The organism is Magnetospirillum aberrantis SpK (assembly GCF_011022235.1).
GTDB classification, from domain to species: domain Bacteria; phylum Pseudomonadota; class Alphaproteobacteria; order Rhodospirillales; family Magnetospirillaceae; genus Magnetospirillum; species Magnetospirillum aberrantis.
Map to the genome: position 1 here is coordinate 13,301 of NZ_JAAIYP010000007.1, position 26,328 is coordinate 39,628.

Consider the following 26,328-nt stretch of genomic DNA (forward strand, 5'->3'; position numbering starts at 1 on the left):
ACGCTCCAACTCGGTGGCAGCCTTTTCCAAGGTCGCGACCCAATGACATTCGCCATGACGAGTCAGCAAGACCACGATCTCACGGATGGTCGCCAAAAGGCGCGCCAAAGAGACTTGGAACGTCGGTTCGTCCAAGGCGCGCCCAGGCTCCCTCAGGTGATATTGAACCGCGCCAGGCTTTCGGCCAGATCGTCGCCGAACTGCGCGCCCTTACGGATCAGCGCCGCGCGCGGCGGCAGACCGACCAGCTTGGGATGGCCCCAGTTGTAAGACGTCAGCACGGCGAAGGGAATGCCTTGGGTGGCCGGCATGGCGGCCAGCGCGCTGCCCAGGTCGACACCGCTCAGCACGCCCAGCTCCATGGAGGCGACCACCATGTCGGGCCGGGTGTGGACCACCACCTCCAGCGCCTCGAACGGGTTGCGCACCACCGAGGTACGGTAGCCACAGGCCGCCAGTTCGCGTTCGACGATCCGGCTCATGGCCTTTTCCGGCACCACCAGAAGAACCTCGACGTCCTTTTGTTCCAGGTTGCCGAAATCCACGTCGGCGGTCCGCTTGGCCGGCAGGGCACGGACCACGGTGGGGATTTCCGTCTCACCCACCTGTTCGCCATCGGCCAGCTTCTCGATGCGGTCGATGAAGACCTGAATCTCGTCCAGGCCGGGCTGGCCGACCGTCTTCAGTTCGCCGACGTATTCCTCGAGACGATGGGTCACCAGCTTGATCAGCGGCAAACCCAGCGCCTGGGCCTGACTGCGCATGTTGCTGGCTTCGCGCTTCAGTGTCGCCAGTCCTTCGTCCAGACCGACGCTTTTCGAGCGCATGTTTCCCAAAAGCACCTGCAACGCGCTGGCCGTGTCGCGCAATTCTTCGAAGAATTCGCTGAGGACGCGACGTTCGTTCTCGTTGTCGCTATCATGGACCGCCATTATGTCCCCCATGTGATCGGCATGGACACAAGGCATACACCAGTTCCGCACCAAGCGGAACCGGTGCTTTCCAGATCAGCCGCAAGCGCGTTCCAGATCAGCCGCAAGCGGCCTTGGGCCACATGCAGCGCCGCCCCTCGGCAGCGATCATGTCGGCCAGGGTATAGCGGTCCAGCGCCTCGAAAAAGGCCGCCAGACCTTGGCCGAAGGCGAGCCGGGCGACACAGCCGCCCTGCAACAGGCAAGCCTCCTCGCCATCGCATTCGGTCCCCTCGCGCATGCAGCGGGCCAAGGCGAAATCTTCTTCGGTGCGGCGGACGAACTCGCCCAGACGCACTTCCTCGGGCTGCATCAACAGGCGCACCCCGCCGTACTTGCCGCGCACGGTCTCCAAGTATCCAGCCCGCCCAAGCTGGTGAACCACCTTGGTCAGGTGGTTCTTGGAGATGGCGTAGCAATCGGCGATTTCGCTGATGGTGACCAATTCTCCTTCACGGAGTCCGACGTGGACCAGAACCCGCAAGGCATAATCCGTATGAAGCGTGAGACGCATTCTTCCGACTTCGTGTTATCCCCCGAATGAGCGCATCTTCTATTGGTTGCGAATATAAGGTCAACGCCCTATGCCACATGCCTCCCATGCGATCCTAAGGGGAACCTAATTTGCGCCTTTCCTTAAGACGCCGTCGGCGATACAAGTGATTGATCGGCAAGGAACGCCCAAAAAATGCCCAAAAAAGGACGGCCTGATGGGGGGGACGCCACTCTGGAGCACACGTGCCATCGGCAACCGGAAGCGCCACGGCCAGCCGACTGCTGCGATGGTCACGTCGTTATCTCGAGTTGAGACCGCCGACCAACAACGCTTCACCCGACATTCGGCCGGCTGAGCCTCCGCCATGGCCGCCCGCCCCACCCTTCCCTGCAACAGGCTGAACCGCTGGATCAGGTTGCTGCCCATCGCCTGGCGCATCCCGCTGGTGGTGGCGCTCAACGCCGGGGTGGCGTTGACCGTGGGCGTGCTGGGCTGGCAGGGCGCCAACATGGTGCGGTCCGACCTGGACGAGTTGCAATTGGTGCAGCAACGCTCGCGCCAGTTGGCGGACATCGACGGACAGGCCGGACGTCTGCAAAGCCTGATCCGGCAATACCTCAACAGCCCCACCGACGAATTGCTGAAAGAGATCATCCGCCGATCCGAGGACCTGTTCGCCGCCCTGGCCGCCACCGCGCCGGAAGAGGCGACCTCCAACGAGATGACACAGTTGAACGACGCCGCCCGGCGCTTCGTGTCAGGCTTCCAGCAACTCAAGAACATCAACGCCGAGATCGTCCGCGTCTACGAAAGTCAGATCGTCCACACCGCCAGCGAGATGAGCGGCCTTTACGCCATCTTGAATTCGACCGCACGCTCGCGCACCACCTCGCCACTGGCCCCGGCCCTGGTCAAGTCGCACGAAGACTTCGTCGAGGCGGTCATCGCCACCAACACTTTCTATTTCAACCCGACCCCGGCCAAGGCGGCGGCGGCCCACCAATCCCTGAACCGGGTAATCGACGCCATCCCCGGACTGGGCGAACTGACCAGCAGCGACCTGCAACGCGACGCGCTCGACGTCATCGCCTCGCGTGCCGCCACCTTGGACGAAGGAGTCGAGGCCATCGCCCACGCGGTGGACGAACGGGCCCGCGTCCTGGCCAACGAGGTCGATGCCAACCAGGCGATCATGGCCATGGCCATCGACCGTCTGATCGTCCTGGGCCACGAACGCGAAGAGACCCTGCAAGCGCAATCCCACGGCCTGTTGCGGCAAGTGGCCGGAGTGGGGGCGGTGCTGGGGCTGGCGTTGCTTCTGGTCGGCGCCTTGGCCAGCTGGGCCATCGGCCAGTCCATCCGCCAACCCATGCTGCGGCTGCGCCAAGTGATGGAAGACGGCGCCCGCGGCGACTGGGGACACGACATCGAGGACCGCGACCTGCCAGACGAACTGGCGGCCATGGCCCGCACCATCGAGGTGTTCAAGCGCGACGCCGTCGAGAAAGCCCGGCTGGAGGCCGAACGCGCCGAGACCGTGGCCAGCGAGGAGGAAGCCAAGCGCCGCACCCTTCAGGACCTTCTGGCGCAGATGGAAGCCCACGAACACGGCCTGTCGGCGCGGCCTCTGGTGCCGGTGGCCCCCGCGGCCGAGGCGGCCGAGATCGCCGCCCAATTCAACCGGGTGCTCGCCAAATTCCAGGAGGCGGCACGCGACCGCGACGCCGCCATCCGCGAACTGACCCTGGCCATGGAACAAGCCGAATCCGCCAACCAGGCCAAGTCCGCCTTCCTGGCCGCCATGAGCCATGAAATCCGCACGCCCATGAACGGCGTCATCGGCATGCTGGAATTGCTGACGCACACCGGCCTCAGCGACGAACAGGGGAGCCTGATCGCCACCATTCGCGAATCAGGTCTGGCGCTTTTGGGCATCATCGACGACGTCCTCGATTTCTCGAAGATCGAGGCGGGACGGCTGGAACTGGAACGGGTGCCGGTGGACTTTCACCGGCTGGTGGACGGGGTCGCCCAAACCCTGGCGCCGTCAGCATCGAAAAAAGGCTTTTCGCTGGTTAACTTCGTTGATCCGGCCATTCCTGCCGATGTCCTGGGCGATCCGGTGCGGATCAGGCAGATTTTGTTCAATCTGGCCGGAAACGCCGTCAAGTTCACCGAAAGCGGTCGTGTCGCCATCTTCGCCGAATACGCCGGCACCATCGACGGCAGACCCCGCGTCCGCGTTCGGGTCGTGGACACCGGCATCGGCATCGCCACCGAGGCGCAACGCCATCTTTTCCATCCATTCACCCAGGCCGAAAGCTCGACCACCCGCCGGTTCGGCGGCACCGGACTGGGACTGTCCATCACCCGACGTCTGGTGGAACTGATGGGCGGCACCATCGCGGTCTTCAGCCAACCGGGCAAAGGGGCGACCTTCCAGGTGGAACTGCCGCTCCACCCAGCCGCCGGCATCGAAACCGAACCGGCGATGCCCGAAGTGGACTTCATGGGGTTGCGGGTTCTGGTCGTCTGTCCCGACGACATGGAACGCACCACCGTCGCCCGTCACATGGAGCAGGCGGGCGCCGCCGTGGTCCGGGTGCCCGGCGCCGCCGGCGCCCTGGCCGCCTCGGAACGCGCCTCGACCACCCTGGCGCCGTTCGATCTGGCCATCCTGGCCGGCGACGCCGTCGATGCCGACGACCTGCGGACACTTGAGCGAACACCCCTTCTGTTCATCGACGGCGCCGAGCAAGGCGCGCGGGAACGGCTGGAACGCTTGCCAAACTGTGCCGGTTTCCTGGGGCGGCCGGCACCGCCATATGCCCTGCTGTCGGCGGTGTCACGCCTGAGCGGCGGATCGCCGCCGCCCGCCCTGTGCGCCCCGCGCGATCCCGTCCCGCGGCCTGTCCCGGTGAAGCCCGACGCCGGAACATACGACACCGGCACCGGCCTCGACATCCTGGTGGCCGAGGACCACCCGGTGAACCAACAGGTGGTGCTGCGTCAGCTTCGCCTTCTCGGCCACCGTCCAGAAGTGTTCCCCGATGGCGCCGCGGCACTGTCCGCCTGGCGGTCGCGGCCGTGGGACATGGTGGTCACCGATTGCCACATGCCGGTGATGGACGGTTTCCAGTTCGTCAAGGCGTTGCGGGAACAAGAACGGGCCAGCGGGCGTCACACGCCGGTTCTGGCGCTGACCGCCAACGCCATGTCGGGTGAAGCCGACCGCTGCCTTGCGGCGGGTATGGACGGATACCTGGCTAAACCTGTAGAACTTGCGCGCCTTCGTGAAGCCCTCGACCGCCTCCTGGCGGCCGAGGGGCGCGCCTCCTGACGGATATTGCATGTCTTCCGCCCCTTCGACGCCCTTTCGACACAAACGGTTTCGCCTGATTGGCCGCAATCGGCTGGCGTTGGCGGTGTTGGCGCCGGTGTTGGTTCTGGTGGTGTTCTCGACCTATGTGGTCAACGAGAAACTGTCCACCTATCAGCGGAGCGCCGATCTGCTGATCGCCGCGCAACTGGCCCGCGCCGCCCAGGGGCTGTCACGGGAACTGGAAAGCGAGCGCGGTCTGTCCGCCCTTTACGTCGGCACCGGCCGGCAATCGTGGCGCGAGGAACTGGACGCCCAGCGCGCCAACACCGACGGCCGGGCCGAGGATTTCCGCCAAGTGGTCCTGACCCCCAAGGCGTCGGCGCTGTTCGGTGCGGCGCGAACCGACCTTGGATTGGGGCAGTTGGACGCCTTGCGCGCCCTGGTGGACGGCGACGGCGCCCTCACCGAGGTCCTTGAAGGGTACGGCCGGCTGATTTCCACGCTGGTCTCGCGGGCATCCAAACTGCCGACGGCCGACCTCTCGACCCTGATCGCCGCCTATGTGGACCTGAGCCAGATGAAGGACCGGGCCACGCGCGAGCGCGCCATCGGGGCATCGTGGCTGTTGCAGGAACCGGGCCCGGAACGCGACGCCATGTTGCGCCAGTTGATCGAGGCCGAGGCCGAGCGCAAGGCGTTCGAACAATCCTTTCGCACCCACGCCTCGGCCGAACAACTGGACCTTTACGACAGCGTCGTCCGGGGTCCGTTGTTGGCGGAAATTCGCCGGCTGCACGACCAGATCGTCGAACAACGCCTGAGTCTCGCCGACACGGACACCTGGCACCGCACCCATTTGGCGCTGACCGAACTTTTGGGGCTGGCCGAGGAAAAGCTGGCCACCGAGACCGAAGCCCACATCCACGCCAATCTGGTGTCGGCCCAGGTGACGTTCTATCTGGTGCTTTTAGGGATGGTGGCGCTGGTACTGTTCGCGCTGGAAACCCTGCGCCGCAGCGAACGCCGCGCCACCCGCGCCGAGGACCAGTCGCGCAAGCTGTTTCGCGCCGTCGAGCAAAGCCCGGTGTCGGTGATGATCACCGACACCGCCGGCCTGATCGAATACGTCAATCCCGCCTTCACCACCATGACCGGCTATTCACGGGTCGAGGTGCTGGGCCACAACCCGCGTCTGTTGCGGTCGTCGATGACCCCCGATCACGTCTACCGGGAATTGTGGAAGACCATCGGCGACGGCCACGACTGGCGCGGCGAGATCGTCAACCTGCGCCACGACGGCAGCACCTATTGGGAACGCATGACGGTCGCGCCGGTCAAAGGGATCGACGGCACCGTCGAGAACTACATCGCGCTCAAGGAAGACGTCACCGAGGTTCACAACCTGCGTCAGGCGCTGGAACGGGAACACGCCAACGTCCGCCGCCTGCTCGAGGCGATCCATGACGGCATCGCGCTGACCGACGCCGAAGGCCGTTTCCAGTACGCCAACCCCGCCTTGGTCGCCCAATTCGGCAGCACCGATGGACGCACCGCGACCGAGGTGTTCGGCACACCGATCCCGGTGCCGGGTGGAGACGAGAATTCCCGGCGGTCGGAATGGCGCTCGCCCCGGTCGGGCCGCGTCTACGACCTCAGCTCGACCTGGGTCGCCACCCCGGAAGGCGGCATGTGGCTGTTGCTGGTGTTCCACGACATCACCGTGCGCAAGCAGGCGGAAGAAGCCATGACCAGCGCGCGCGAGGCGGCCGAGTTGGCCAACCGGGCGAAAAGCGAGTTCCTGGCCACCATGAGCCACGAATTGCGCACGCCGCTGAACGCCATCATCGGTTTCTCGGAAATCATCGAGCAGCAATTGCTGGGTCCCATCGACCAGGGCCAGTACTGCGAATACGCCCACGACATCAACGAATCGGGCAAGCACCTGCTGCAATTGATCAACGACATCCTGGACGTGGCCCGCCTCGAGGTCGGCCGCGTGGTCCTGCGCGAAGAAGAAGCCGACCCCGTCGCCCTGATCCAGTCCAGTCTGGCCATGGTGCGCGAACGGGCCGAGGCCGGACAGGTGGAGGTGTTCACCGAACTGCCGCCCGACGTGCCGCATCTGTGGGCCGACCCGCGCCGTCTGAAACAGGTGCTGGTCAACGTGCTGGGCAACGCGGTCAAGTTCACCCCGGCCGGCGGGTCCGTCACCGTCCGGCTGGCCTGTGAGTTCGACGCCCTGTCCATCACCGTGACCGACACCGGCATCGGTATCCGGCCCGAGGACCTGGCCAAGGTGATGGCCCCGTTCGGCCAAGCCGATTCCAGCATGGCCCGACGTTACGAAGGCAGCGGGCTGGGCCTGCCGCTGTCGCGCAAGCTGATGGACCTGCACGGCGGCGCTCTCAGGCTGGAAAGCCGGCCGGGCGCCGGCACCACCGTCACCTTGCGCTTTCCCGCCGAACGGCTGCGGCCCGCCGCCTGAGCTGCCGCCTTACCGAAGCTTAACAAGACCCCACGGCCCGGATTGTTGAAATGGTCCGGGGACCGGGTTAGGGTCGGCCTCCACGAACACTTCAGGAAATGCCACAATGCGCCGTGACCTTTCGGCCAAGTACGACCTTCGGGTTCCCCGTTACACCTCGTACCCGACGGCGCCGCATTTCCATCCGGGCGTCGGTCCCGACACCTACGGCCAATGGCTGGCCGGCATCGACCCGGCCGAGGAATTGTCGCTGTACCTGCACATCGCCTATTGCGCCGAAATGTGCTGGTTCTGCGGCTGCCACACCAAGATCACCAAGAAATACGCCCCCGTCGCCGCCTACATGGACGCGCTGCTGGGCGAGGTCGATCTGGTGGCCCGAAAGCTTCCCACCCGCATGACGGCGCGCCACATTCATTTCGGCGGCGGCAGCCCGACCATCCTCAGCCCAGAGGATTTCGTGCGCACGGTCGACACCTTGCGCGATCGTTTCGCGGTCAAGCCCGACGCCGAGATCGCCGTCGAACTGGACCCGCGCACCGCCGACGAGGCCTATGTCAAGGCCATGGCCAGCGCCGGCGTCACCCGCGCCTCGATCGGCGTGCAGGATTTCGACCCCAAGGTGCAAAAGGCCATCAACCGCATCCAGCCCTATGACGTCACCGCCAACGTCATCGACTGGCTGCGCAAGCACGGCGTGCCCCAGATCAACATGGATCTTGTCTACGGTCTGCCGCACCAGACGGTGGACGGCCTTCTCGACACCATCGACAAGGCGCACGGCTTCGCCCCGCGCCGCATCGCCCTGTTCGGCTATGCCCATGTGCCGTGGATGAAGAAGCACATGCGCCTGATCCCCGAGGAAACGCTGCCCGACACCGACACCCGCTGGGAACAGTACGAACAAGGCACCGCCAAGCTGGAATCCCTGGGCTACGTCAAGATCGGCCTGGACCATTTCGCCGCTCCCGACGACGAGTTGGCCATCGCCCTCAAGGCCAAGCGGCTGCATCGCAATTTCCAGGGCTACACCACCGACACCGCAGACACGCTGATCGGCCTGGGCGCCTCGGGCATCGGCTCGCTGCCGCAAGGCTATGTGGCCAATGTCGGCGAAATCCATTTCTATCAGGACGCCATCCGCCAGGGAAAACTGGCCACCGCGCGGGGCGTGGCGGTGAACGACGACGACCGGCTGCGCCGCGACATCATCATGACGCTGATGTGCGACCTGGAAATCGACCTTGACGTGGTCTGCGCCCGCCACGGTGCCGACGCCACGCAGTTCGAGGCCGAACTGGCCGCCATCGCGCCGATGCAGGAAGACGGACTGGCGGTGGTCGAAGGCCATCGTATCACCGTCACCGACGAAGGCCGAACCCTGGTGCGCGCCGTCGCCTCGGCCTTCGACCGCTACCTGAAGAAGGGCGAACAGCGCCATTCCAAGGCGGTGTGATCCACACCGCCGGGTAGCGGACCGGCCACCCGAACATGTCGCCTTGCCACCCCCTTGACGGGTGTTCCACGTTCGCGCGCCCACGGGCATGCTGACGCCACAAGGGAGACGGCCAAGGAAAAGCGGCAATGGATCAGTCTAGTCGCTATTGCTGCCTGGGCGCCGACGAGGCCGCGCTGATGGCCGGCGGCCGTCATGTCCTGGCCGCCTATGTGATGCGGCCGAAACCCGGTTTCGAGGCCATCTCCACCGCCGCCCACTTCGCCGCCGAATCCTCGACCGGCACCAATGTCGAGGTATGCACCACCGATTCCTTCACCCGCGCCCTCGACGCCCTGGTCTACGACCTGACTCCGCTCGAAGCCGGCGAAGTGCTGATGAAGATCGCCTATCCGGTGGACCTGTTCGACCGCAACGTCGGCGACGGCCGGGCCATGGTGGTGTCGTTGCTGACGCTGATGGTGGGCAACAACCAGGGCATGGCCGACGTGGCCTACGCCAAGCTGATGGATTTCCACCTGCCACGCGACTTCCTGCTGGCGTTCGACGGGCCGGCCTGCAACATCGCCGACCTGTGGCACGTCCTGGGCCGCCCGGAAACCGACGGTGGCATGATCGTCGGCACCATCATCAAACCCAAGCTGGGCCTGAGGCCGCAGCCTTTCGCCGACGCCTGCCATCAGTTCTGGCTGGGCGGCGACTTCGTGAAGAACGACGAACCCCAGGGCAACCAGGTGTTCGCACCGTTCCGCGCCACCATGGAGCGCGTCGCCGATGCCATGCGCCGTGCCCAGGACAGCACCGGCGAGGCCAAGCTGTTTTCCGCCAACATCACCGCCGACGATCCTTTCGAGATGATCCGACGGGGCGAACTGATCCTGGAGGTGTTCGGCGAGAACGCCCACCACGTCGCCTTCCTGGTGGACGGCTATGTGGGCGGCCCCGGTTCCGTCACCTTATGCCGACGGGCTTTTCCCGACCATTTCCTGCACTACCACCGTGCCGGCCACGGCGCCATCACCTCGCGGCAATCCAAGCGCGGTTATTCCGTGCTGGCGCACATGAAGATGGCCCGCCTGCAAGGGGCGTCCGGCATCCATACCGGCACCATGGGCTACGGCAAGATGGAGGGCAGCGCCTGCGAACGCATCCTGGCCGCCATGCTGGAACGCGACACCGCCGAGGGCACCCACTTCCAGCAATCCTGGCACGGCATGAAGGCGACCACGCCCATCATCTCGGGCGGCATGAACGCCATCCGCCTGCCCGGTTTCCTCGATAACCTGGGGCACGACAACGTGATCCAAACCTCGGGCGGCGGAGTGTTCGGCCATCGCGGCGGCCCGGCGGCGGGTGGGCGTTCCATCCGCCAGGCCTGTCAGGCATGGCGTCAGGGCGTCCAATTGGTGGAATTCGCCGCCCATCATGAGGAATTGCGCGACGCCTTCCTCAGTTTTCCCGAGGATTCCGACCGCCTGTATCCGGGGTGGCGCGAAAAATTAAAGGTGCGAGACCCAGAATTGGAGTATGGGGAAAGCGGGCGATAGCGCGCCCAGCTTGCAACAGGACCGCACCTTTGTCGAGAAAGCACCCGATCATCGCCGTGACCGGCTCTTCCGGCGCCGGCACCACCACCGTCAAGGAAGCTTTCGAACATATGTTCCGGCGCGAGGGCATCAAGCCGGCCATCGTCGAAGGCGACAGCTTCCACCGCTTCAACCGCCCCGACATGAAAAAAGCCATGGCCGAGGCCGAGAAGACCGGAAACCGGACCTTCAGCCATTTCGGCCCCGATGCCAACCTGTTTTGCGAACTGGAAGAGGTCTTCCGCCGTTATGGCGAAACAGGCCAGGGCCGCCGCCGTCTCTACATCCACAACGAGGAAGAGGCCCGGCGCTTCAGTCAGTTGAACGTCAAGTCAGGCGAGTTCACGCCGTGGGAAGACATGGCCCCCGACACCGATCTGATGTTTTACGAAGGCCTGCACGGCTGCGTCGTCACCAAGGATTGCAACGTCGCCCAGCACGTTGACCTGAAGATCGGCGTGGTGCCGGTCATCAACCTGGAATGGATTCAGAAAATCCACCGCGACACCGTCGTCCGCGGCTATTCCGAGGAAGCGGTGATGGACACCATCCTGCGCCGCATGCACGACTACGTTCATTACATCGTGCCGCAGTTCAAGCTGACCGACATCAACTTCCAGCGGGTTCCCATCGTTGACACCTCGGACCCGATCATCGCCCGCGACATTCCCACCGCCGACGAAAGTCTGGTGGTGATCCGCTTCCGCAAGCCGGACCGTTTCCGCGTCGACTTTCCCTTCCTGTTGCAGATGATCAAGGATTCGTGGATGAGCCGACGCAACACCATCGTCGTCCCCGGCGGCAAGATGGGGCTGGCCATGGAATTGATCATCACCCCCATTTTGCGCCGCATCATGGAGGATCGCCGTTCGCTGATCGGCTGAGAAAGTGCCTGCCCCCCGCCCCCTTCGGTTTTATCCGAAGGGAACGGGGGGTGGGGCCTTCCCGCCAAGGAAGCTCGAATTGGAAGGTCGGGGGGAAAGCGTTTGGGGTCGCTTTCCCCCCTTTTTTGTCCGGTCGGAAACTTGGGGTTCGGGGACGTTTCCCGACCGGACCAAGGGATATGAGGGGGAGCGTTTGGGGGCCGCTCCCCCTCTAAGGGATTTCCCACGGCGCTGGGGTTCGGGGACGTGCCGTGGAACACCCCTGTTTCACAAGTTTGAGAGGAGCCCCGTTTGGGGGCCAGGGCTCCTCTCGCAATTCCCGCCGGCACTGGGGTTCGGGGACGGCCGGAGGGAATCGTATCGATGCCGTTCAGGCGGCCTGAGCCTCCTGCTCTTGTTGATCGGCCACCACCGAAACCGTCAGCGGCAGCGAGAAACTGAAGACGCTGCCACGATCCAAGGTGGATTCCACCCACACCCGGCCACCCAGGCGTTCGACCATGCGACGCACGATCGCCAAGCCGATACCGGTGGCCGTACGCCCCTCGACCGGGCTCAGGCGGTGGAAAATCTCGAACACACGCGGCAGATGACGTTCTTCGATGCCCACACCGTTGTCGCGAACGGAGAAGATGGCGAAACCTTCCTCGCGCCGGGCGGAGACATGGATCAGCGGCTTGCGTTGCGGACTGCGATAGCGCAAGGCGTTGTCCATCAACTGGGTGAAAATCTCGGTCAGGCTGCGTTCGTCGGCGGCGACCGCCGGCAAGGTGTCGATCAACACCGTGGCGCCGGAACGGCGAACCTCGTCAAGCAGACTGGCGGCCGCGGTGTTGACCGGACCAGAGGCCTGGACCAGGGCTTCGGCGCTGGGCAAATGATCGACGGCGACGAAAGCTTCCAGATCCTGGACCAGCTTGCGCATGCGTTGGGCGCCCGACACCACATGAGCCACATAATCGCGGCTTTCGGCGTCCAGGGCGTTTTGCGCGTGGGCCGACAACAGCTGGGCGTAAGCCACCACCCGGCGCAGCGGTTCTTGCAGGTCGTGCGCGGCCACCTCGGCGATCCGCTCGAGGTCGGCGACATAACGGCGCAGCCGCTCGCGACTGGCCAACAACTCGGCCTTCTTCAGGGACAGGTCGCGGGTAATGGCCTCTTGCCGCCGCACCACCTTGTAGAGCATCAGCAGCGCCAGCCCAAGAACCGCGGTCACCACCACGCCGACCAACAGATACGCGCGTACCGTGTCGGCATGCGGCGCCAACACCTCGGCTTGCGAGCGGCCGACCCACACCGCCAGCGACAGATCGTCGAGGGTGCGATAGCTGGCGATTCGCAATTCGCCGTCCTGCGGGCCGACCACGCGCTGGCTGCCGACACCCGATCCAGAGAACAGGTTGCTGGCCATGCCCGGAGGCAACTCGCCCCCCAGAACCCCTTCCGAGGCGGCGCGGATGACCCCGTCGCGGCCAACCAGCAGGATAGCTCCCCGTGCGCCGACATTGATCGAGCCATAGAAGTCGGAAAGATATTGCGGGTCGAACGACAGCACCAGCACGCCGGCGAAAGTTTTACCTGGCCCTTCAAGACGTCTGGTCAACTGAATCGACCACTTCCCCGAGGCACGCCCCAAGACCGGCTTGCTGACGAACAAACGATCATTGGGAGTCTTGTGCACCTGGAAGTGTTCGCGGTCGGACAAGTCCACCGGGGTGAAACCCGCCACCGTGCTGTCGGCCAGCATGCCGTTGGCGTCGATCCGCGCCATCTGAAAGCTGACGTTGCGCAGGATCGAGGACCGGGCGACCATGTTGCCCAAGTTGAAGTTCTTGGGGGCCTCTTCATACGCCGCCTTCATATAAAGCAACGTCTGATCAAGGCCGGCGACGGTCCGCTGGATGTGTTCCTGAAAGGCGCGGGCAAGGTTGGCGGTGTCCGCCTCGGCCTGGGCCAGGACACGGGCACGTTCCCGCCCGAGGTCCAGGGCAAGCCCCAGCCACAGCACGGCCAGCACAAGAACGCCGAACGCCGCCACGGCGCTCCCGGCATTCAGTCTGGTCAGCATGGCCCGTGGCATGGTGCGCCCTTCATAGTGACCGCCGTCGCCGGATTTCTTCTTGCGAAGAACTCCATTGCCCATCCCATGGCGACGACGGCCGTCCGGTTACCCGGCTTCATTGGTGAATGCATGAACATTCGACCGACGAACCCGAAATCTGATGCTTGTTTTCTATCAACTCCCTTTCAATAAAATACTGGTTGTGATTGAATTCAGCTGAAATGCCGTGTGAACGGCGTGTAAATGTTGCGGCACGGAGGAGGTGGGCGTTGTCCGGGGGAAAGGCTCATGTGCTGATCGTCGAGGATGAACCCGTAACCCGGGGCAAGCTGGCCGCCCATCTGGTGGCCGAGGGCTTCCAGGTCAGCGAGGCGGCGGACGCCCGCGACATGCGCACCATCGTCTCGCGTACGGTGCCGGACGTAGTGCTGTTGGACATCAACCTGCCCGACGAAAGCGGCCTGATCCTCGCCCGCGACCTGCGCGCCAAATCATCGGTCGGCATCATCCTGGTCACCGCCCGTCAGGACGAAACCGACCGGATCGTCGGCCTGGAACTGGGGGCCGACGACTACATCACCAAACCGTTCAATCCGCGCGAACTGGCTGTCCGGGTACGCAACCTGATCCGCCGCGTGGCGCCCAGCATGGCCGCCGAACGCCAGGCCAGCGGCGTCTATGCCTTCGCCGGCTGGAAACTCGATTGCGACGCCCGGCAGTTGATCTCGCCACAGGGCGAGGCGGTGCGCCTGACGCGCGGCGAATTCGACGTCTTGGCGGCGTTGGCCCGCAACGCCGGCCGGGCGTTGACCCGCGACCAGTTGCTGGACTTGACCCAGCATGACGGCGAAGCGGTCATCGACCGCACCATCGACGTCCTGGTCGGCCGCCTGCGCCGCAAGATCGAGGTCGATCCCAAGCATCCGGCGATCATCGTCACCGTACACGGCATCGGCTATCGGCTGGTCGCCGGCTGAACCCAGTCGGCGCCTTCCAGACCGTGATGTGCTAACAGGGTGCGAAAAGTCCGTTTCGACCTATCCGTACCTTTTTCCGTCAGGCCCGGATCAAGTCCACGGCTGTCCGGTTTAGATTTTGTGGACTGAGTGCACGGTGTTGATTCTACTCGTATCCAGACGTTTGCAGCGTTTCCTGGACACGAAATCGGAGTCAGCACCGTGCGGCACCACAATAGCGTCTTCCACGACCTGTTGAAGCGGGTTCCTTGGGATGAATTCGAGCGGCTGACCGCCGCCCATGGGGCGGATCACCGTATCCGGCGTCTGCCAACCAAGAGCCAGTTCATCGCGCTGCTGTATGGCCAGTTTTCCGGGGCTGCCTGGAGAGCCATGCGGTGCGGCTCTATCACGTCGGCGGATCCACCGTGTCGCGCTCGACCTTGGCGGACGCCAACGCCCAGCGGCCAAACGCGGTGTTCAGTGAGCTGTTTGCCGTGATGGTCGCCCGCGCACAACGCGGCCTGCGCCGCGCCGTCGGCGAGGCGACCTCCCTGATCGATTCGACCGGCACCCGCCGGGGCCGCGTGGGCGCACTTTTCGGCCAAGGCGTGCGGCGCCAAGGTCCACGTCATCACCGCTGCTCAGACCATGCCCATCGAGGCCGGGGCCACCTACGTCTTCGACCTCGGCGAGGTCCGGGTCAGGATCGAGACCGGCAAGGTGCTGCGCATCTGTTGGCCGCTCACCAGGGGGAAGGTTCATGGAGAGATGAGCCCCCTGGATCGGGCCACTAGCCTCCTCTATCGCCTTCTGGCATAATCACCACACTGGACATCGCTACCGCGACGCGGTATGAATTGCGAACGATTCGCATTTAGGCCGGAGAGGACACCGACCATGTTCGCAGACAACACGCTGACGCCGAAAGAAGCCGTTCGCCTGTGCGCGCTGGGCACCATCGCCCGCGACCCCATGCGTTATGCCGCGCTGGCCGGATCTGTTCGCCATTTCCTGTCCCGTGTGGCCGGGCCACAGCTCGACCTGATGGGCGCCTCGATCGAATTGCTGCGTTACGAGGGACTGGTCGAGGCCCTGGACGGCGAGGGCATGGAGGACGATGCCCTGCTCGGCATCACCGAGGGCGGACGGCGCGAACTCAAGACCCTGTTGACCGCGCGGCTTCGCCCCAGCACCGATTTGTCCAAGCTGATCATCGCGCTCAAGATGCGCTTCCTTGACCTGTTGGAACCATCGGAACAGCGGGCCCAGGCCGATTTGCTGATCGAGATGGTCGAGGGCGAGTTGGCCCGTCTGCTCGACTTGCGCGGCAGCTTCGCCACCAACGATTCCGACCCCTGTCACCTGACCGACTGGCTGGACCACGACATCCAGATCCTGGAATTGCGTCTGGAATGGCTGGAAGCGTTCCATAACCGATTGTGACGGCGGATTCCGACCTTCCCGGCCTGGCTGACGACGGCGCCAGCGACAAGCCCCATTACCTGGGCCATCGCGAACGGCTGCGCGAGCGTTTCCTGGTCGAACCAGAGGCCTTGCCCGATTACGAGGTGATGGAGCTGCTGCTGGCCAGCGTCATCCCCCGCCGCGACGTCAAACCGCTGGCCAAGCAATTGATCGACGAATTCGGCGGCTTCGCCGAGGCTCTGGCCGCCCCGTCATCGGTTCTGGCACGGATCAAGGGAGTGTCGGCCGCCACCGCAACCTATCTGAAGGTGGTGGAACACGCCGCCCAGCGCATGCTTCAACTGAAAGTGCTGAACCGCCCGGTACTTTCAGGCTGGGACACGCTGTTGGATTACTGCACCGCCAAGATGGGACGGTTGCCGGTCGAACAGTTCCGCCTGCTGTTCCTGGACCGCAAGAACGTCCTGATCGCCGACGAGTTGCAACAGGAAGGCACGATCGACCACACGCCCCTGTACCCGCGCGAGGTTCTGCGCCGGGCGCTGGAACTGCACGCCAGCGCCATCATCATGGTGCACAACCACCCCAGCGGCGACCCCACACCGTCCAAGGCCGACATCGAGATGACCCGTACCGTCCGCGACGCGTTGCGCGCCGTGGGCATCGCCCTTCACGACCATCTGGTCATCGGCCGCAAGGGTCATACCAGCTTCAAGAGTGTCGGACTGTTATAACGAAAAAGGCCGGGAGCATTGCCCGGCCTTTTCGAAACAAATGACGGCAAGCTTACTTGCCGCCTTCTTCGATGATCTGGGCGCGGGCCACTTCGGCCAGACGCGCGAATTCCCGCTGCACCTGGTGCTCGGTCACCGCCACACCCTTGGCGGTGAAATCGCTCATCACCTTGTGGCTGGCGTCATGGTCCGCCCCGGAAAACTCGACGTCGACCACCGACAGGGCATAGGCCTTGGCGGCGTCACCCGACAGCCCCAGATGCTCGGCGGCCCACAAACCCAGCAGCTTGTCCCGGCGGAGGTTGACCTTGAATTGCGTTTCCTGGTCCAGCCGGTACTTCGCTTCGAACGCCTTCTCGCGGTCGTCGAACATAGTCATGGTGCGCGACTTCCTTTTTCGCCCACTATAGGAAAGTGGTTGTCGTTGGGTCCCGATGCCATCGTGGCGAAGGTGTTATAGCCGCCGAAGCTTCCGGTAGAAACGGATTTTTCCCGGAACAAACGGATTTTTCCTGGGCCAAACGGATTTCCCCCAGAGCAAACGGATTTCTCGATGTGCACCGTGGTCATTTTACGCCGTCCTCTTGATCCCTGGCCGGTCCTGATCGGCGCCAACCGCGACGAAATGGCCGACAGACCATGCAAGCCTCCGGCCCGGCATTGGCCGGACCGCCCCGAGGTGACGGCGGGCCTGGATGTCCTGGCCGGCGGATCGTGGCTGGGAATGAACGATTTCGGCGTAGTTGCCGCCATCCTGAACCGTGTCGGCACCCTGGGCCCCGAAGCCGGCAAGCGGTCGCGCGGCGAATTGGTGCTGGAGGCGCTGGACCACGCCGACGCCGTCGAGGCGGGGCATGCCTTGGCCGCGCTGGACGGCGGCGCCTACCGTCCCTTCAACATGCTGGTGGCCGACAACCGCGACACGCTGTGGATCCGGGCCGACGGCGGCCGCCGCATCCAGGTCCACGCCGTGCCCGAGGGGCTGCACATGTTGACCGCCCAGGAACTGGACGACGATTCCAGCCCGCGCATCCGGTCCTATCTGCCGCGCTTTCGGGCCGCCGCCATCCCCGCCCCCGGCGACGACGAATGGAGCGCTTGGGCCTCGTTGCTGGCCGATGGCGGCAACGGGCCCGACGGCGAGGAAGCGGCGGCCATGTGTTTCGCCAGACCCGGCGGCTTCGGCACCGTGTCGTCCTCGCTGATCGCCTTGCCGGCCATCGGCGACGACCGCCCCCCGATCTGGCGCTTCGCCGCCGGTCGCCCCGATCTGACGCCATGGCGACCGATCCCCATGCATCGGAGCTAGACCCGATGTTCGCCCCCCTGCAAAGGCTGGCGGCCCCCTGATTTTCCTTAAACGCAACCCTGACGGGGGCGACACTTCGTTGTCTCCCCCGTCGTTGCCTGCTATATGATCGCAGTGATCGACGGGACGCCCGGATCGTGGCCGTCCTGTTTTCCCCGCGCGAGACCCAAGCCCCGCGCTCCTAATACCGGATGTTTTCCATGGCCCGACGCAGACAGATTTACGAAGGCAAGGCCAAGGTCCTTTTCGAAGGCCCCGAGCCCGGCACCCTGGTCCAGTACTTCAAGGACGACGCCACCGCCTTCAACAACAAGAAAAAGGGCACCATCACCGGCAAGGGCGTGCTCAACAACCGCATCAGCGAATACCTGATGCTGAAGCTGGGCGAGATCGGCATCCCGACCCATTTCGTGCGCCGCCTCAACATGCGTGAGCAGTTGGTGCGCGAGGTCGAGATCATCCCGCTGGAAGTGGTGGTGCGCAACATCTCGGCCGGTTCGCTGGCCCAGCGCTTCGGCCTGTCGGAAGGCACCCCGCTGCCGCGCTCGATCGTCGAGTATTATTTCAAGTCCGACGCGCTCGGCGACCCCATGGTGTCGGAAGAGCACATCACCGCCTTCGGCTGGGCCACCACCCAGGACCTGGACGAGATCATGTCGCTGGCGCTTCGGGTCAACGACTTCCTGGTCGGGTTGTTCCTGGGCATCGGCATCCGCGTCGTCGACTTCAAGCTGGAGTTCGGCCGTCTGTACAACGGCGACGACATGCAGATCGTGCTGGCCGACGAGATCAGCCCCGATAATTGCCGCCTGTGGGACCTCAAGACCGGCGAGAAGATGGACAAGGACCGTTTCCGCCGCGACCTCGGCAACGTCGAGGAAGCCTATCAGGAAGTGGCCCGCCGCCTCGGCATCCTGCCCGAGGGCGGCCCAAGGGACCTCAAGGGTCCCGCGACCATGCAATAACGCCGCAGGGAAGGAAGAAGACGTGAAGGCGAAAGTTCACATCACCCTCAAGAACGGCGTCCTCGACCCCCAGGGCAAGGCGGTTCAGCACGCGCTGGGCTCGCTCGGCTTCTCTGGCGTCAACGATGTGCGCCAGGGCAAGTTCATCGAACTGGACCTGACCGAGACCGACCCGGCCAAGGCCCGCGAGGCGGTCGAGCAGATGTGCAAGAACCTGCTGGCCAACACGGTCATCGAGAACTACACCATCGATCTGACCGACTGAGCGGACGACGGTGCCGAAAAAGGCCGGGAGGGCAAAAGCCCCCCGGCCTTTTCTTCGTTTCGGGCAAAGACGACTATTCCAGGGAGAGGATGGCGTCGGCCACCGCGTTCATCAATCCGTCGAGATCGGATTTTTCCGCGACCAGAGGCGGGCCGAACTGAAGGGTGTCGCCGCCGTAACGGACATAATAGCCGGCATCCCAGCATTTCAACGCGATCTGCCACGGCCGCCGCGCCGGCTCGCCCGGCGCCGCCTCGATCTGCACGGCGCCGGCCAAGCCGAAATTGCGGATGTCGGCCACATGCCTCAGCCCCTTGAGGCCGTGCAGCACCGTCTCGAAATAAGGGGCCAATTCGGCGGCGCGGGCCGCCAGCTTCTCGCGCTCGAACAGGTCAAGCGCCGCAAGACCGGCGGCACAGGCCAGCGGATGGCCGGAATAGGTGTAGCCATGGGCGAACTCGACCTGATGATCGGGACCGCCGGCGGCCATGAAGGTGTCGTGGATCTCCGCTGTCGCCAGCACCGCCCCCATGGGTACGGTGCCGTTGGTCAACGCCTTGGCCACCGTCATGATGTCGGGAACCACGCCGAAACAATCGGCGGCGAACGCCGCCCCGGTACGGCCGAAGCCGCTGATGACCTCGTCGAAGATCAACAAGATGCCGTGCTTGTCGCACAGGGCACGCAGCCGTTGCAGGTATCCCTTGGGCGGCACCACCATGCCGGCCGAGCCCGAGAACGGCTCGACGATGACCGCGGCGATGTTCGAAGCGTCGTGCAGGGCAACCAGATCCTCCAGCACGTCGGCCAGATGAGCGCCGTGTTCCGGCTGGCCCTTGGTGAAGGCGTTTTCCGGCAACAAGGTGTGGGGCAGATGATCGACATCGCCCATGGTTCCGAAAATCTTGCGGTTGCCGACGATGCCGCCGACGCTGAGACCGCCGTAATTGACGCCGTGATAGCCCTTGGCCCGGCCGATCAGCCTGGTCTTGCCGGGCATGCCCTTCTGCCGCCAATAGCCCCGCGCCATCTTGAGCGCGGTATCGGCCGATTCCGAACCGGAATTGGTGAAGAACACATGGTCAAGCCCCTTGGGCGCCATGCCCGCCAGCTTGTCGGCCAGCAGGAAGGCCAGCGGGTGACCGAACTGGAAATTGGGGGCATAGTCCAAGGTGGCGACCTGACGGGCGACGGCGTCGGCGATTTCGCGACGACCGTGACCGAAACCGGTGCACCACAACCCCGACAGACTGTCGAACACCTTGCGCCCCCTGGCGTCGATGAAATGGCACCCTTCGGCGCCCACCACCATGCGCGGGTTGTCCTTGAACTCGCGGTTGGCGGTGAAAGGCATCCAATAGGCGTCCATTTGCGCGCGGGTCAGCCCCGCCGCCGCCTGGGGATCAAAGGCCATCCTGGTTTCTCCCGACATGATGGGCATGGTTGACGCCACCATGGGCGGGGGATTACACCCGATAAATCCAAACTCTCTTTAGCTTAGTGAGAAGTTTGCTTAACCATGTCGCTCTCACACCGCCCCCTGCCGTCGCTCGGCGACACCGATTTGCGGCTGTTGCGGGTGTTCCACAAGGTGGTGGAATGCGGCGGGTTCACCGCCGCCGAGATCGAGTTGAACATCTCGCGTGCCGCCATCAGCCAACACATGGCCGACCTGGAACGGCGGCTGGGGCTGAAATTGTGCCAACGCGGACGCGCCGGCTTCCGGCTGACCGACGAAGGCCGCGCGGTGCACGAAGCCAGCGGCCGCCTGTTGTCGGCGACGGAAAGCTTCCGGGCCGAGATCAACGTCCTGCATTCCCGTCTCCGTGGCGAGTTGAACATCGGCATCACCGACAATCTGGTGACGTCGCCGCGCATGCGGGTAACCCAGGCGTTGCGCGCCCTCAAACGGCGTGGCCCCGAGGTGCGGATCAACATCCGCATGATCCCGCCCAACGAGATCGAACGCGGCGTGCTGGATGGCCAGTTGCATGTGGGAGTGACGCCGGTTCGCCGGCCGTTGCCGGGCCTGGACACCCTGGCCCTTTATGACGAGGAAAGCGCGCTTTATTGCGCCGCCGGGCACCCGCTATTCGGCCGTGACGACCAGTTTCTGGACGACGCGACCGTCGCCGACGCCGACGCGGTGGCGCCGGCCACCCTGACGGCGGCCGAAACGGCACCGTTGCGGGTGACCGCCACCGCCACCGACCGCGAGGGCGTGGCCTTCCTGATCCTGACCGATTGCTACATCGGCTTCCTGCCCACCCATTACGCCCGGCAATGGGTGGAACGCGGCCAGATGCGGGCACTGGCCCCCGGCCGCTTTGCTCAAAGCGTAGAATACCGCGCCGTCACCGCGCGAAACGGCCGGCCCAATTTGGTGCAGGAAACCTTCATGGACCTGTTACGCCAGGGGAAATAATCCCCTATCCCACGCGGGCGACCACCTCGATCTCCAGCAACACGTCGCGCGGCAGGCGCGCCACCTGGACGCACGACCGGGCCGGCTTGTGGTCGCCGAAGGCTTTCTCGTAGATGCCGTTCAACTTGGCGAAATCTTCAAGGTCCTTGAGGAACACCGTGGCCTTGACCACCTTGCCCAGGGAGGAGCCGGCCGCCGCCAGCACGGCACGCAAATTGGCGAACACCTGTTCCGCCTGTTCCTCGATGCCGGTTCCCACGATCTGACCGTCCAGCCCCAGCGGAATCTGGCCCGAGCTGTAGAACCAGCCATCGGTGGCGATCCCCTGGCTATAGGGGCCGATGGCGGCGGGAGCCTTGTCGCTGTGCACGGTCTTCATGGGATCACGCTTCCTTGCGCTGGAACGTTGCGGGACGGGGTGCGCCCACACTAGAACGCCCAAGGACCAAAGTGAAGCGCGCCGCCGGTTCCGTCTTCGTCGGTTCGAGGGCGGGTCCGGGCACCTGTTCCGGCCCCCGCTCCAGCCACCCTTCGGGCAGAGGGCAGCAACCGGCGCCGGGAATCATCGGAATGTCGTCCATGGTTTGTCTCCCTCAGGCCGCCTTGGGGCCGTAGCCGAAACGCTCGTTCAACTTGTCCAACAGCTTTTCCGCCGCCTCGCTGATCACCGTGCCGGGCGGGAAGATGGCGGTGGCGCCGGCGGCATAGAGTTCGTCCCAATCCTGGGGCGGGATGACGCCGCCGACCACGATCATCATGTCCTCGGCCCCCAGCTTCCTCAGTTCCTCCTTGAGCTGCGGCACCAGGGTCAGGTGGCCGGCGGCCAGCGAGCTGGCGCCGATGATGTGGCAGTCGTTCTCCACCGCTTGGCGCGCGGCTTCCGCCGGGGTTTGGAACAGCGGCCCGACGTCCACGTCGAAGCCCAAATCGGCGAAGGCGGTGGCGATGACCTTTTGCCCGCGGTCGTGGCCGTCCTGGCCCATCTTGGCGACCATGATGCGCGGACGACGGCCGTCGCGGGCGCGGAAATCCTCGATCTGGGCCTGAACCTTGGCGACCTTGTCCGACGACCGCGCCGCCTCGCCGGCATAGACGCCGCTGATGGTGCGGATTTCCGCCTTGTGGCGGCCATAAACCTTTTCCAGGGCCAGCGAGATTTCGCCGACGCTGGCCCGCGCCCGGATGGCCTCCACCGCCAGCCCCAGCAGATTGCCGGAACCGCTTTGCGCGGCGTTGGTCAGGGCGTCGAGCGTTTGCTGGCACCGCACGCCGTCGCGCTCGGCCCGCAATTTCTCAAGCTGAGCGATCTGCTTGGCGCGGACGCTGGTGTTGTCCACCTTGAGCACGTCGATGCTCTCGGCTTCATCCAGTTGGTACTTGTTGACACCGACCACCGTCTGGCGCCCGGAATCGATGCGGGCCTGGGTGCGGGCGGCGGCTTCCTCGATACGCATCTTGGGAATGCCGGTTTCGATGGCCTTGGCCATGCCGCCCTTCTGCTCCACTTCCTGGATGTGCTCCCAGGCACGGGCCGCCAGATCGCGGGTCAGCCGCTCCACGTAATACGACCCGCCCCACGGATCGATCACCCGGCAGGTGCCGCTTTCCTGTTGCAGGAAAAGCTGGGTGTTGCGGGCGATGCGGGCCGAGAAATCGGTGGGCAGGGCCAGCGCCTCGTCGAGCGCGTTGGTGTGCAAGGATTGGGTATGGCCCTGGGTCGAGGCCATGGCCTCGATACAGGTGCGGGTCACGTTGTTGAACACGTCCTGCGCCGTCAGGCTCCAGCCCGAGGTCTGGGAATGGGTGCGCAAACTCAGCGACTTGTCGCTTTTCGGGTCGAACTGCTTCATCAGCTTGGCCCACAGCATGCGCCCGGCGCGCATCTTGGCCACCTCCATGAAGAAGTTCATGCCGATGGCCCAGAAGAACGACAGACGCGGCGCGAACTGGTCGATGCTCATGCCGGTGGCCATGCCGGCGCGGGCGTATTCGACGCCGTCGGCCAGGGTATAGGCCAGTTCCAGATCGGCGGTGGCCCCGGCCTCTTGCAGGTGATAGCCGGAAATGGAGATGGAGTTGAATTTCGGCATGTGCTGCGCCGTATAGGCGAAGATGTCCGAAATGATGCGCATGCTGGGCTTGGGCGGATAGATATAGGTGTTGCGGACCATGAACTCCTTGAGGATGTCGTTCTGGATGGTCCCCGACAGCTTGTCGGCGGAAACGCCCTGTTCCTCGGCGGCGACGATATAACCCGCCAGCACCGGCAGCACGGCGCCGTTCATGGTCATGGACACCGACATCTGGTCCAGCGGGATGCCGTCGAACAGCACCTTCATATCCAGGATGGAATCGATGGCGACGCCCGCCATGCCGACGTCGCCGGGCACGCGCGGATGATCGGAATCGTAGCCGCGATGGGTGGCAAGGTCGAAGGCCACCGACAGGCCCTTTTGCCCCGCCGCCAGATTGCGGCGATAGAAGGCGTTGGATTCCTCGGCGGTGGAGAAACCGGCATATTGCCGCACCGTCCACGGCTGGTTCACATACATGGTGGGATACGGCCCGCGCAGGAACGGCGCCAGCCCCGGCAGGGTGTCCAAATGGTCCAGCCCGGCCAGATCGGCAGCGGTGTACAGCGGCTTGACGTCCAGCAATTCCGGCGTCTGCCACAACGCCTCTTCCGGCATCTTCCCGGTTTCGGCCAGGAAGCGGGTGCGCCACGCCTGGAAATCGCTGTCGGTATCGCTGCCCAGCGCGATCTTGGTGAAATCGGGGAACGTGGACATCACAGGGCGACTCCCAGATCGGCCAGGGTGGAACGCAGGATGGCGAGCACGTCGCAGCCCACCGAGATGAAACTATCGACACCCGCCGCCGCATAGATTTCGCGCTTGTCGCCGGGATTGCCCGCCAGGAACAAGGTCTTCACCCCGGCGGCCTTCAGCGCGCGGGCGAAGGCTTCCGCATGCTCCTCGTATTGAGCATCGCCGCCGCACAGCACGGCGATGCGGGCGCCGCTGTCCTTGAACGCCTGGACGCAGCTTCCCGCGTCCTTGAACCCGGAATTTCCCAAGGCCTGGATGCCGCCCGCCTCGAAGAAATTCTTGGCATAGGTGGCACGGGCGGTGTGTTGCGCCACCCGGCCCAAATTGGCCAGGAAGACCGAGGGCCACGCGCCCGTGGCCGCCTTGTGGGCGTCGGCGGCATCGCGTAGCGCCTCGAAGCTTTCGGCATGGCGGTGACGGGGCAAGGAGGAGACGGAACAGCCGGTTCCATCGGCCAGAAGGGCGGCCATACGGCCGAGACTGACACCCAGTTCGGCGGCATCCACCAGATCGTCCATGGTGTCGGCACGCAACGCCTGGACCTCGATGCGCGCCGGCGCCAGCCGCACCGAGGCCTGCATGCGCAAGGTGGCGAAATCCGGTGCCGGCCGCTCCACCGCTTGCTCCAGGATGTTGGGGAATTCGTTGATGCCGGTCAGCGAATCCTTGCGTTTCGCGATGTTCCTTTCCCGCGCCGCCCACGATGCCGCCAGTTGTTCGGCCCACGACCCGTCCAGCAGCACGGTGGCCATGCCGCCACGTCCTTCAATGTCCTGGAACAGCGCCCAGGCGGCATCGGCCAGTTGCCGGGTCAGCGTCTCGACGTACCACGAGCCGCCGGCCGGGTCGGCCACCTTTGACAGCGAAGATTCTTCCTGCAACAGAATTTGGCTGTTGCGGGCGATGCGCCGGGCGAAATCGTCCGACGGCCCCAAGGCCGCGTCGAACGGCGCCACCGCCACGCTGTTGGCACCGCCGATCCCGGCGGCGAAGGCGGCCACCGTGGTCCGCAGCATGTTCACCCAGGGGTCGCGGCGCGACAGGATGCGTCGGGCGGTGCGGGCATGGATATGCATGGCCCGCGCCGGTGGCGTGGCGCCGCAGGCTTCGGTCAGTCGCGCCCACAACAGACGGGCGGCACGCAGCTTGGCGATGGACAGGAACTGGTCGCAGCCGACCGAAAAGGTGAAAGCCATCTGGCGGCAGGCGTCGTCGATCCCAAGCCCGCCGTCGATCATGGCCCGCAGATAGGTCAGGCCGGTGGCCAAGGCGGCGGCCAGATCCTGGGCCTCGGTGGCGCCGGCGTCATAATGGACGCTGGTGTCCACGCCGACCGCCGTGACATTGGGCCAGTTGGCGGCAGTCCAGGCGGCAAGGCCCGCCAGACGCGACAGCGCTGTATCCAGGGTCTGGGGAAGCTTGCCCTCGGACGCCAGCACCCCCAGCGGATCGGCGTTGAAGGCGCCGCTTGCCTGATCCGGCGCCACACCACGATTGCGCCACAGCGCCGCCAGCACGGCGGCGGCGGCCTCGGCCTGGGCGCCAGCCTCGAGCGACACCGGCGCCAGGTCCAGCAACACGCCGCGCAGCGCATGGTCGAGGTCGTCCACCGAATAGATCATGGCGCCGCCCCTGCCGGCCAGATCCTCGGCACGGACGTCGTCACCGTCCAACCCGTTGTGGACGGCGGCGTCGAAACGGATCGTCAACGCCGTGGCCCCACGCATCAAGTCGGTCAGCACGGCGTCGTTGAGCGCTTGCAGGTCGGGAGTGTCGTGTTCGGTGCGGATGGCCCAGCCATCCGGTCCGGCCCCGGCCGCCACCGCGCCGCGCGTATAGGGCGCCAACCCCGGCAGACCGTTCTCAACCGGGCTGTCGGCGCGGGTATAGAGCGGCTGCACGGCGATGCCTTCATAGAGCGGCGTCACCAGCTTCTTGTCGAACGGCGCCCCCTTCAGCGCCTTGTCCACCGCCGCCAGCCATTGCTCGCGCGTGGGCGTGGGAAAATCCGATGCCAGGGACAGGGCCGGCTCGCTCATGGACGCCTCCTCTTGGGCGGGATGTGTTATTCGCAAGATACGCAAGACATGTGGACACGACACCCGCAAAAGGGCTAATTCTTGCAACAGAGACAACACCATTTTGCGGATTTTGCG

At 64.9% G+C, this 26,328-nt stretch carries 21 protein-coding genes and 1 pseudogene; 13 read left to right on the top strand and 9 right to left on the bottom strand.

Annotation, left to right across the window (positions count from 1 at the left end; translation table 11 throughout):
* Window positions 1-152: 152 nt before the first annotated feature.
* Together G4223_RS01430 and G4223_RS01435 are read right to left on the bottom strand one after the other, a co-directional pair.
* The gene (locus tag G4223_RS01430) at window positions 153-932 is read right to left on the bottom strand and encodes a PleD family two-component system response regulator (protein ID WP_163674047.1); all 780 of its coding nucleotides are present in this window, start codon (window positions 930-932) and stop codon (window positions 153-155) included.
* A gap of 97 nt (window positions 933-1,029) precedes the next feature.
* The gene (locus tag G4223_RS01435; RefSeq protein ID WP_163674048.1) at window positions 1,030-1,485 is read right to left on the bottom strand and encodes an RrF2 family transcriptional regulator; all 456 of its coding nucleotides are present in this window, start codon (window positions 1,483-1,485) and stop codon (window positions 1,030-1,032) included.
* 346 nt (window positions 1,486-1,831) lie between these two features.
* On the opposite strand from G4223_RS01435, the gene G4223_RS01440 reads away from it, so the two are divergent.
* From G4223_RS01440 to G4223_RS01460, 5 genes are all read left to right on the top strand, one after another.
* Window positions 1,832-4,807, top strand: coding sequence for a hybrid sensor histidine kinase/response regulator (locus tag G4223_RS01440; protein ID WP_163674050.1), 2,976 nt, complete (start codon window positions 1,832-1,834; stop codon window positions 4,805-4,807).
* A 10-nt stretch (window positions 4,808-4,817) separates the two neighbouring features.
* On the top strand, window positions 4,818-7,274 hold the full coding sequence (locus G4223_RS01445; RefSeq protein ID WP_163674052.1) for a nitrate- and nitrite sensing domain-containing protein: 2,457 nt from the start codon (window positions 4,818-4,820) through the stop codon (window positions 7,272-7,274).
* A gap of 106 nt (window positions 7,275-7,380) precedes the next feature.
* Window positions 7,381-8,730 (top strand): oxygen-independent coproporphyrinogen III oxidase, encoded by a 1,350-nt coding sequence (gene hemN, locus G4223_RS01450; RefSeq protein WP_163674054.1) that lies wholly within the window; start codon window positions 7,381-7,383, stop codon window positions 8,728-8,730.
* 128 nt (window positions 8,731-8,858) lie between these two features.
* A complete protein-coding gene (locus G4223_RS01455) occupies window positions 8,859-10,277 on the top strand; it encodes a ribulose-bisphosphate carboxylase (protein WP_163674056.1) in 1,419 nt (472 codons plus the stop codon).
* 29 nt (window positions 10,278-10,306) lie between these two features.
* A complete protein-coding gene (locus G4223_RS01460) occupies window positions 10,307-11,200 on the top strand; it encodes a phosphoribulokinase (RefSeq protein ID WP_163674057.1) in 894 nt (297 codons plus the stop codon).
* Window positions 11,201-11,570: 370 nt separating this feature from the next.
* On the opposite strand, the gene G4223_RS01465 is transcribed toward G4223_RS01460, so the two are convergent.
* Complete coding sequence (locus G4223_RS01465) at window positions 11,571-13,280, bottom strand: sensor histidine kinase (RefSeq protein ID WP_163674059.1); 1,710 nt, start codon at window positions 13,278-13,280, stop codon at window positions 11,571-11,573.
* 251 nt (window positions 13,281-13,531) lie between these two features.
* On the opposite strand from G4223_RS01465, the gene G4223_RS01470 reads away from it, so the two are divergent.
* The 4 genes and pseudogenes from G4223_RS01470 to radC all read left to right on the top strand — a co-directional run bounded on the left by G4223_RS01470 (window position 13,532) and on the right by radC (window position 16,380).
* Entirely contained in the window at window positions 13,532-14,239 is a 708-nt protein-coding gene (locus G4223_RS01470) for a response regulator (RefSeq protein ID WP_241003898.1), read from the top strand.
* 201 nt (window positions 14,240-14,440) lie between these two features.
* Window positions 14,441-14,911 (top strand): annotated as a pseudogene (locus G4223_RS19815) (DUF4372 domain-containing protein); the annotation flags it as partial.
* A gap of 207 nt (window positions 14,912-15,118) precedes the next feature.
* A complete protein-coding gene (locus G4223_RS01480; protein WP_163674062.1) occupies window positions 15,119-15,664 on the top strand; it encodes a hypothetical protein in 546 nt (181 codons plus the stop codon).
* Window positions 15,661-16,380, top strand: a complete 720-nt coding sequence (radC, locus tag G4223_RS01485; protein ID WP_163674064.1) for a RadC family protein — start codon at window positions 15,661-15,663, stop codon at window positions 16,378-16,380. Before G4223_RS01480 ends, radC begins: the two co-directional genes overlap by 4 nt.
* A 52-nt stretch (window positions 16,381-16,432) precedes the next feature.
* Here radC and G4223_RS01490 read toward each other — a convergent pair whose 3' ends face one another.
* The gene (locus G4223_RS01490; RefSeq protein WP_163674066.1) at window positions 16,433-16,759 is read right to left on the bottom strand and encodes a DUF1476 domain-containing protein; all 327 of its coding nucleotides are present in this window, start codon (window positions 16,757-16,759) and stop codon (window positions 16,433-16,435) included.
* Window positions 16,760-16,933: 174 nt separating this feature from the next.
* On the opposite strand from G4223_RS01490, the gene G4223_RS01495 reads away from it, so the two are divergent.
* The 3 genes from G4223_RS01495 to purS all read left to right on the top strand — a co-directional run bounded on the left by G4223_RS01495 (window position 16,934) and on the right by purS (window position 18,919).
* Window positions 16,934-17,689, top strand: coding sequence for an NRDE family protein (locus tag G4223_RS01495; protein ID WP_163674068.1), 756 nt, complete (start codon window positions 16,934-16,936; stop codon window positions 17,687-17,689).
* A gap of 200 nt (window positions 17,690-17,889) precedes the next feature.
* Entirely contained in the window at window positions 17,890-18,654 is a 765-nt protein-coding gene (gene purC / locus G4223_RS01500; protein WP_163674070.1) for a phosphoribosylaminoimidazolesuccinocarboxamide synthase, read from the top strand.
* A gap of 22 nt (window positions 18,655-18,676) precedes the next feature.
* Window positions 18,677-18,919 carry a phosphoribosylformylglycinamidine synthase subunit PurS gene (purS, locus tag G4223_RS01505; RefSeq protein WP_163674072.1) on the top strand — a complete coding sequence of 81 codons (243 nt, stop codon included), beginning with the start codon at window positions 18,677-18,679 and terminating at the stop codon, window positions 18,917-18,919.
* Between the two features lie 73 nt (window positions 18,920-18,992).
* On the opposite strand, the gene aptA is transcribed toward purS, so the two are convergent.
* A complete protein-coding gene (aptA, locus tag G4223_RS01510) occupies window positions 18,993-20,360 on the bottom strand; it encodes an omega-aminotransferase AptA (RefSeq protein WP_277394998.1) in 1,368 nt (455 codons plus the stop codon).
* A 78-nt stretch (window positions 20,361-20,438) separates the two neighbouring features.
* On the opposite strand from aptA, the gene G4223_RS01515 reads away from it, so the two are divergent.
* Entirely contained in the window at window positions 20,439-21,344 is a 906-nt protein-coding gene (locus G4223_RS01515) for a LysR family transcriptional regulator (RefSeq protein ID WP_163674074.1), read from the top strand.
* Between the two features lie 4 nt (window positions 21,345-21,348).
* On the opposite strand, the gene G4223_RS01520 is transcribed toward G4223_RS01515, so the two are convergent.
* The 4 genes from G4223_RS01520 to G4223_RS01535 are packed head-to-tail and all read right to left on the bottom strand — an operon-like array spanning window position 21,349 to window position 26,211.
* Window positions 21,349-21,723: a RidA family protein gene (locus G4223_RS01520; protein ID WP_163674076.1), complete on the bottom strand. Its 375-nt coding sequence runs from the start codon at window positions 21,721-21,723 to the stop codon at window positions 21,349-21,351.
* Window positions 21,724-21,727: 4 nt separating this feature from the next.
* Window positions 21,728-21,925 carry a hypothetical protein gene (locus G4223_RS01525; protein ID WP_163674077.1) on the bottom strand — a complete coding sequence of 66 codons (198 nt, stop codon included), beginning with the start codon at window positions 21,923-21,925 and terminating at the stop codon, window positions 21,728-21,730.
* A 12-nt stretch (window positions 21,926-21,937) separates the two neighbouring features.
* The gene (gene scpA / locus G4223_RS01530; RefSeq protein WP_163674079.1) at window positions 21,938-24,133 is read right to left on the bottom strand and encodes a methylmalonyl-CoA mutase; all 2,196 of its coding nucleotides are present in this window, start codon (window positions 24,131-24,133) and stop codon (window positions 21,938-21,940) included.
* Window positions 24,133-26,211 (bottom strand): methylmalonyl-CoA mutase family protein, encoded by a 2,079-nt coding sequence (locus G4223_RS01535; protein ID WP_163674081.1) that lies wholly within the window; start codon window positions 26,209-26,211, stop codon window positions 24,133-24,135. Before G4223_RS01535 ends, scpA begins: the two co-directional genes overlap by 1 nt.
* Window positions 26,212-26,328 lie beyond the last annotated feature (117 nt).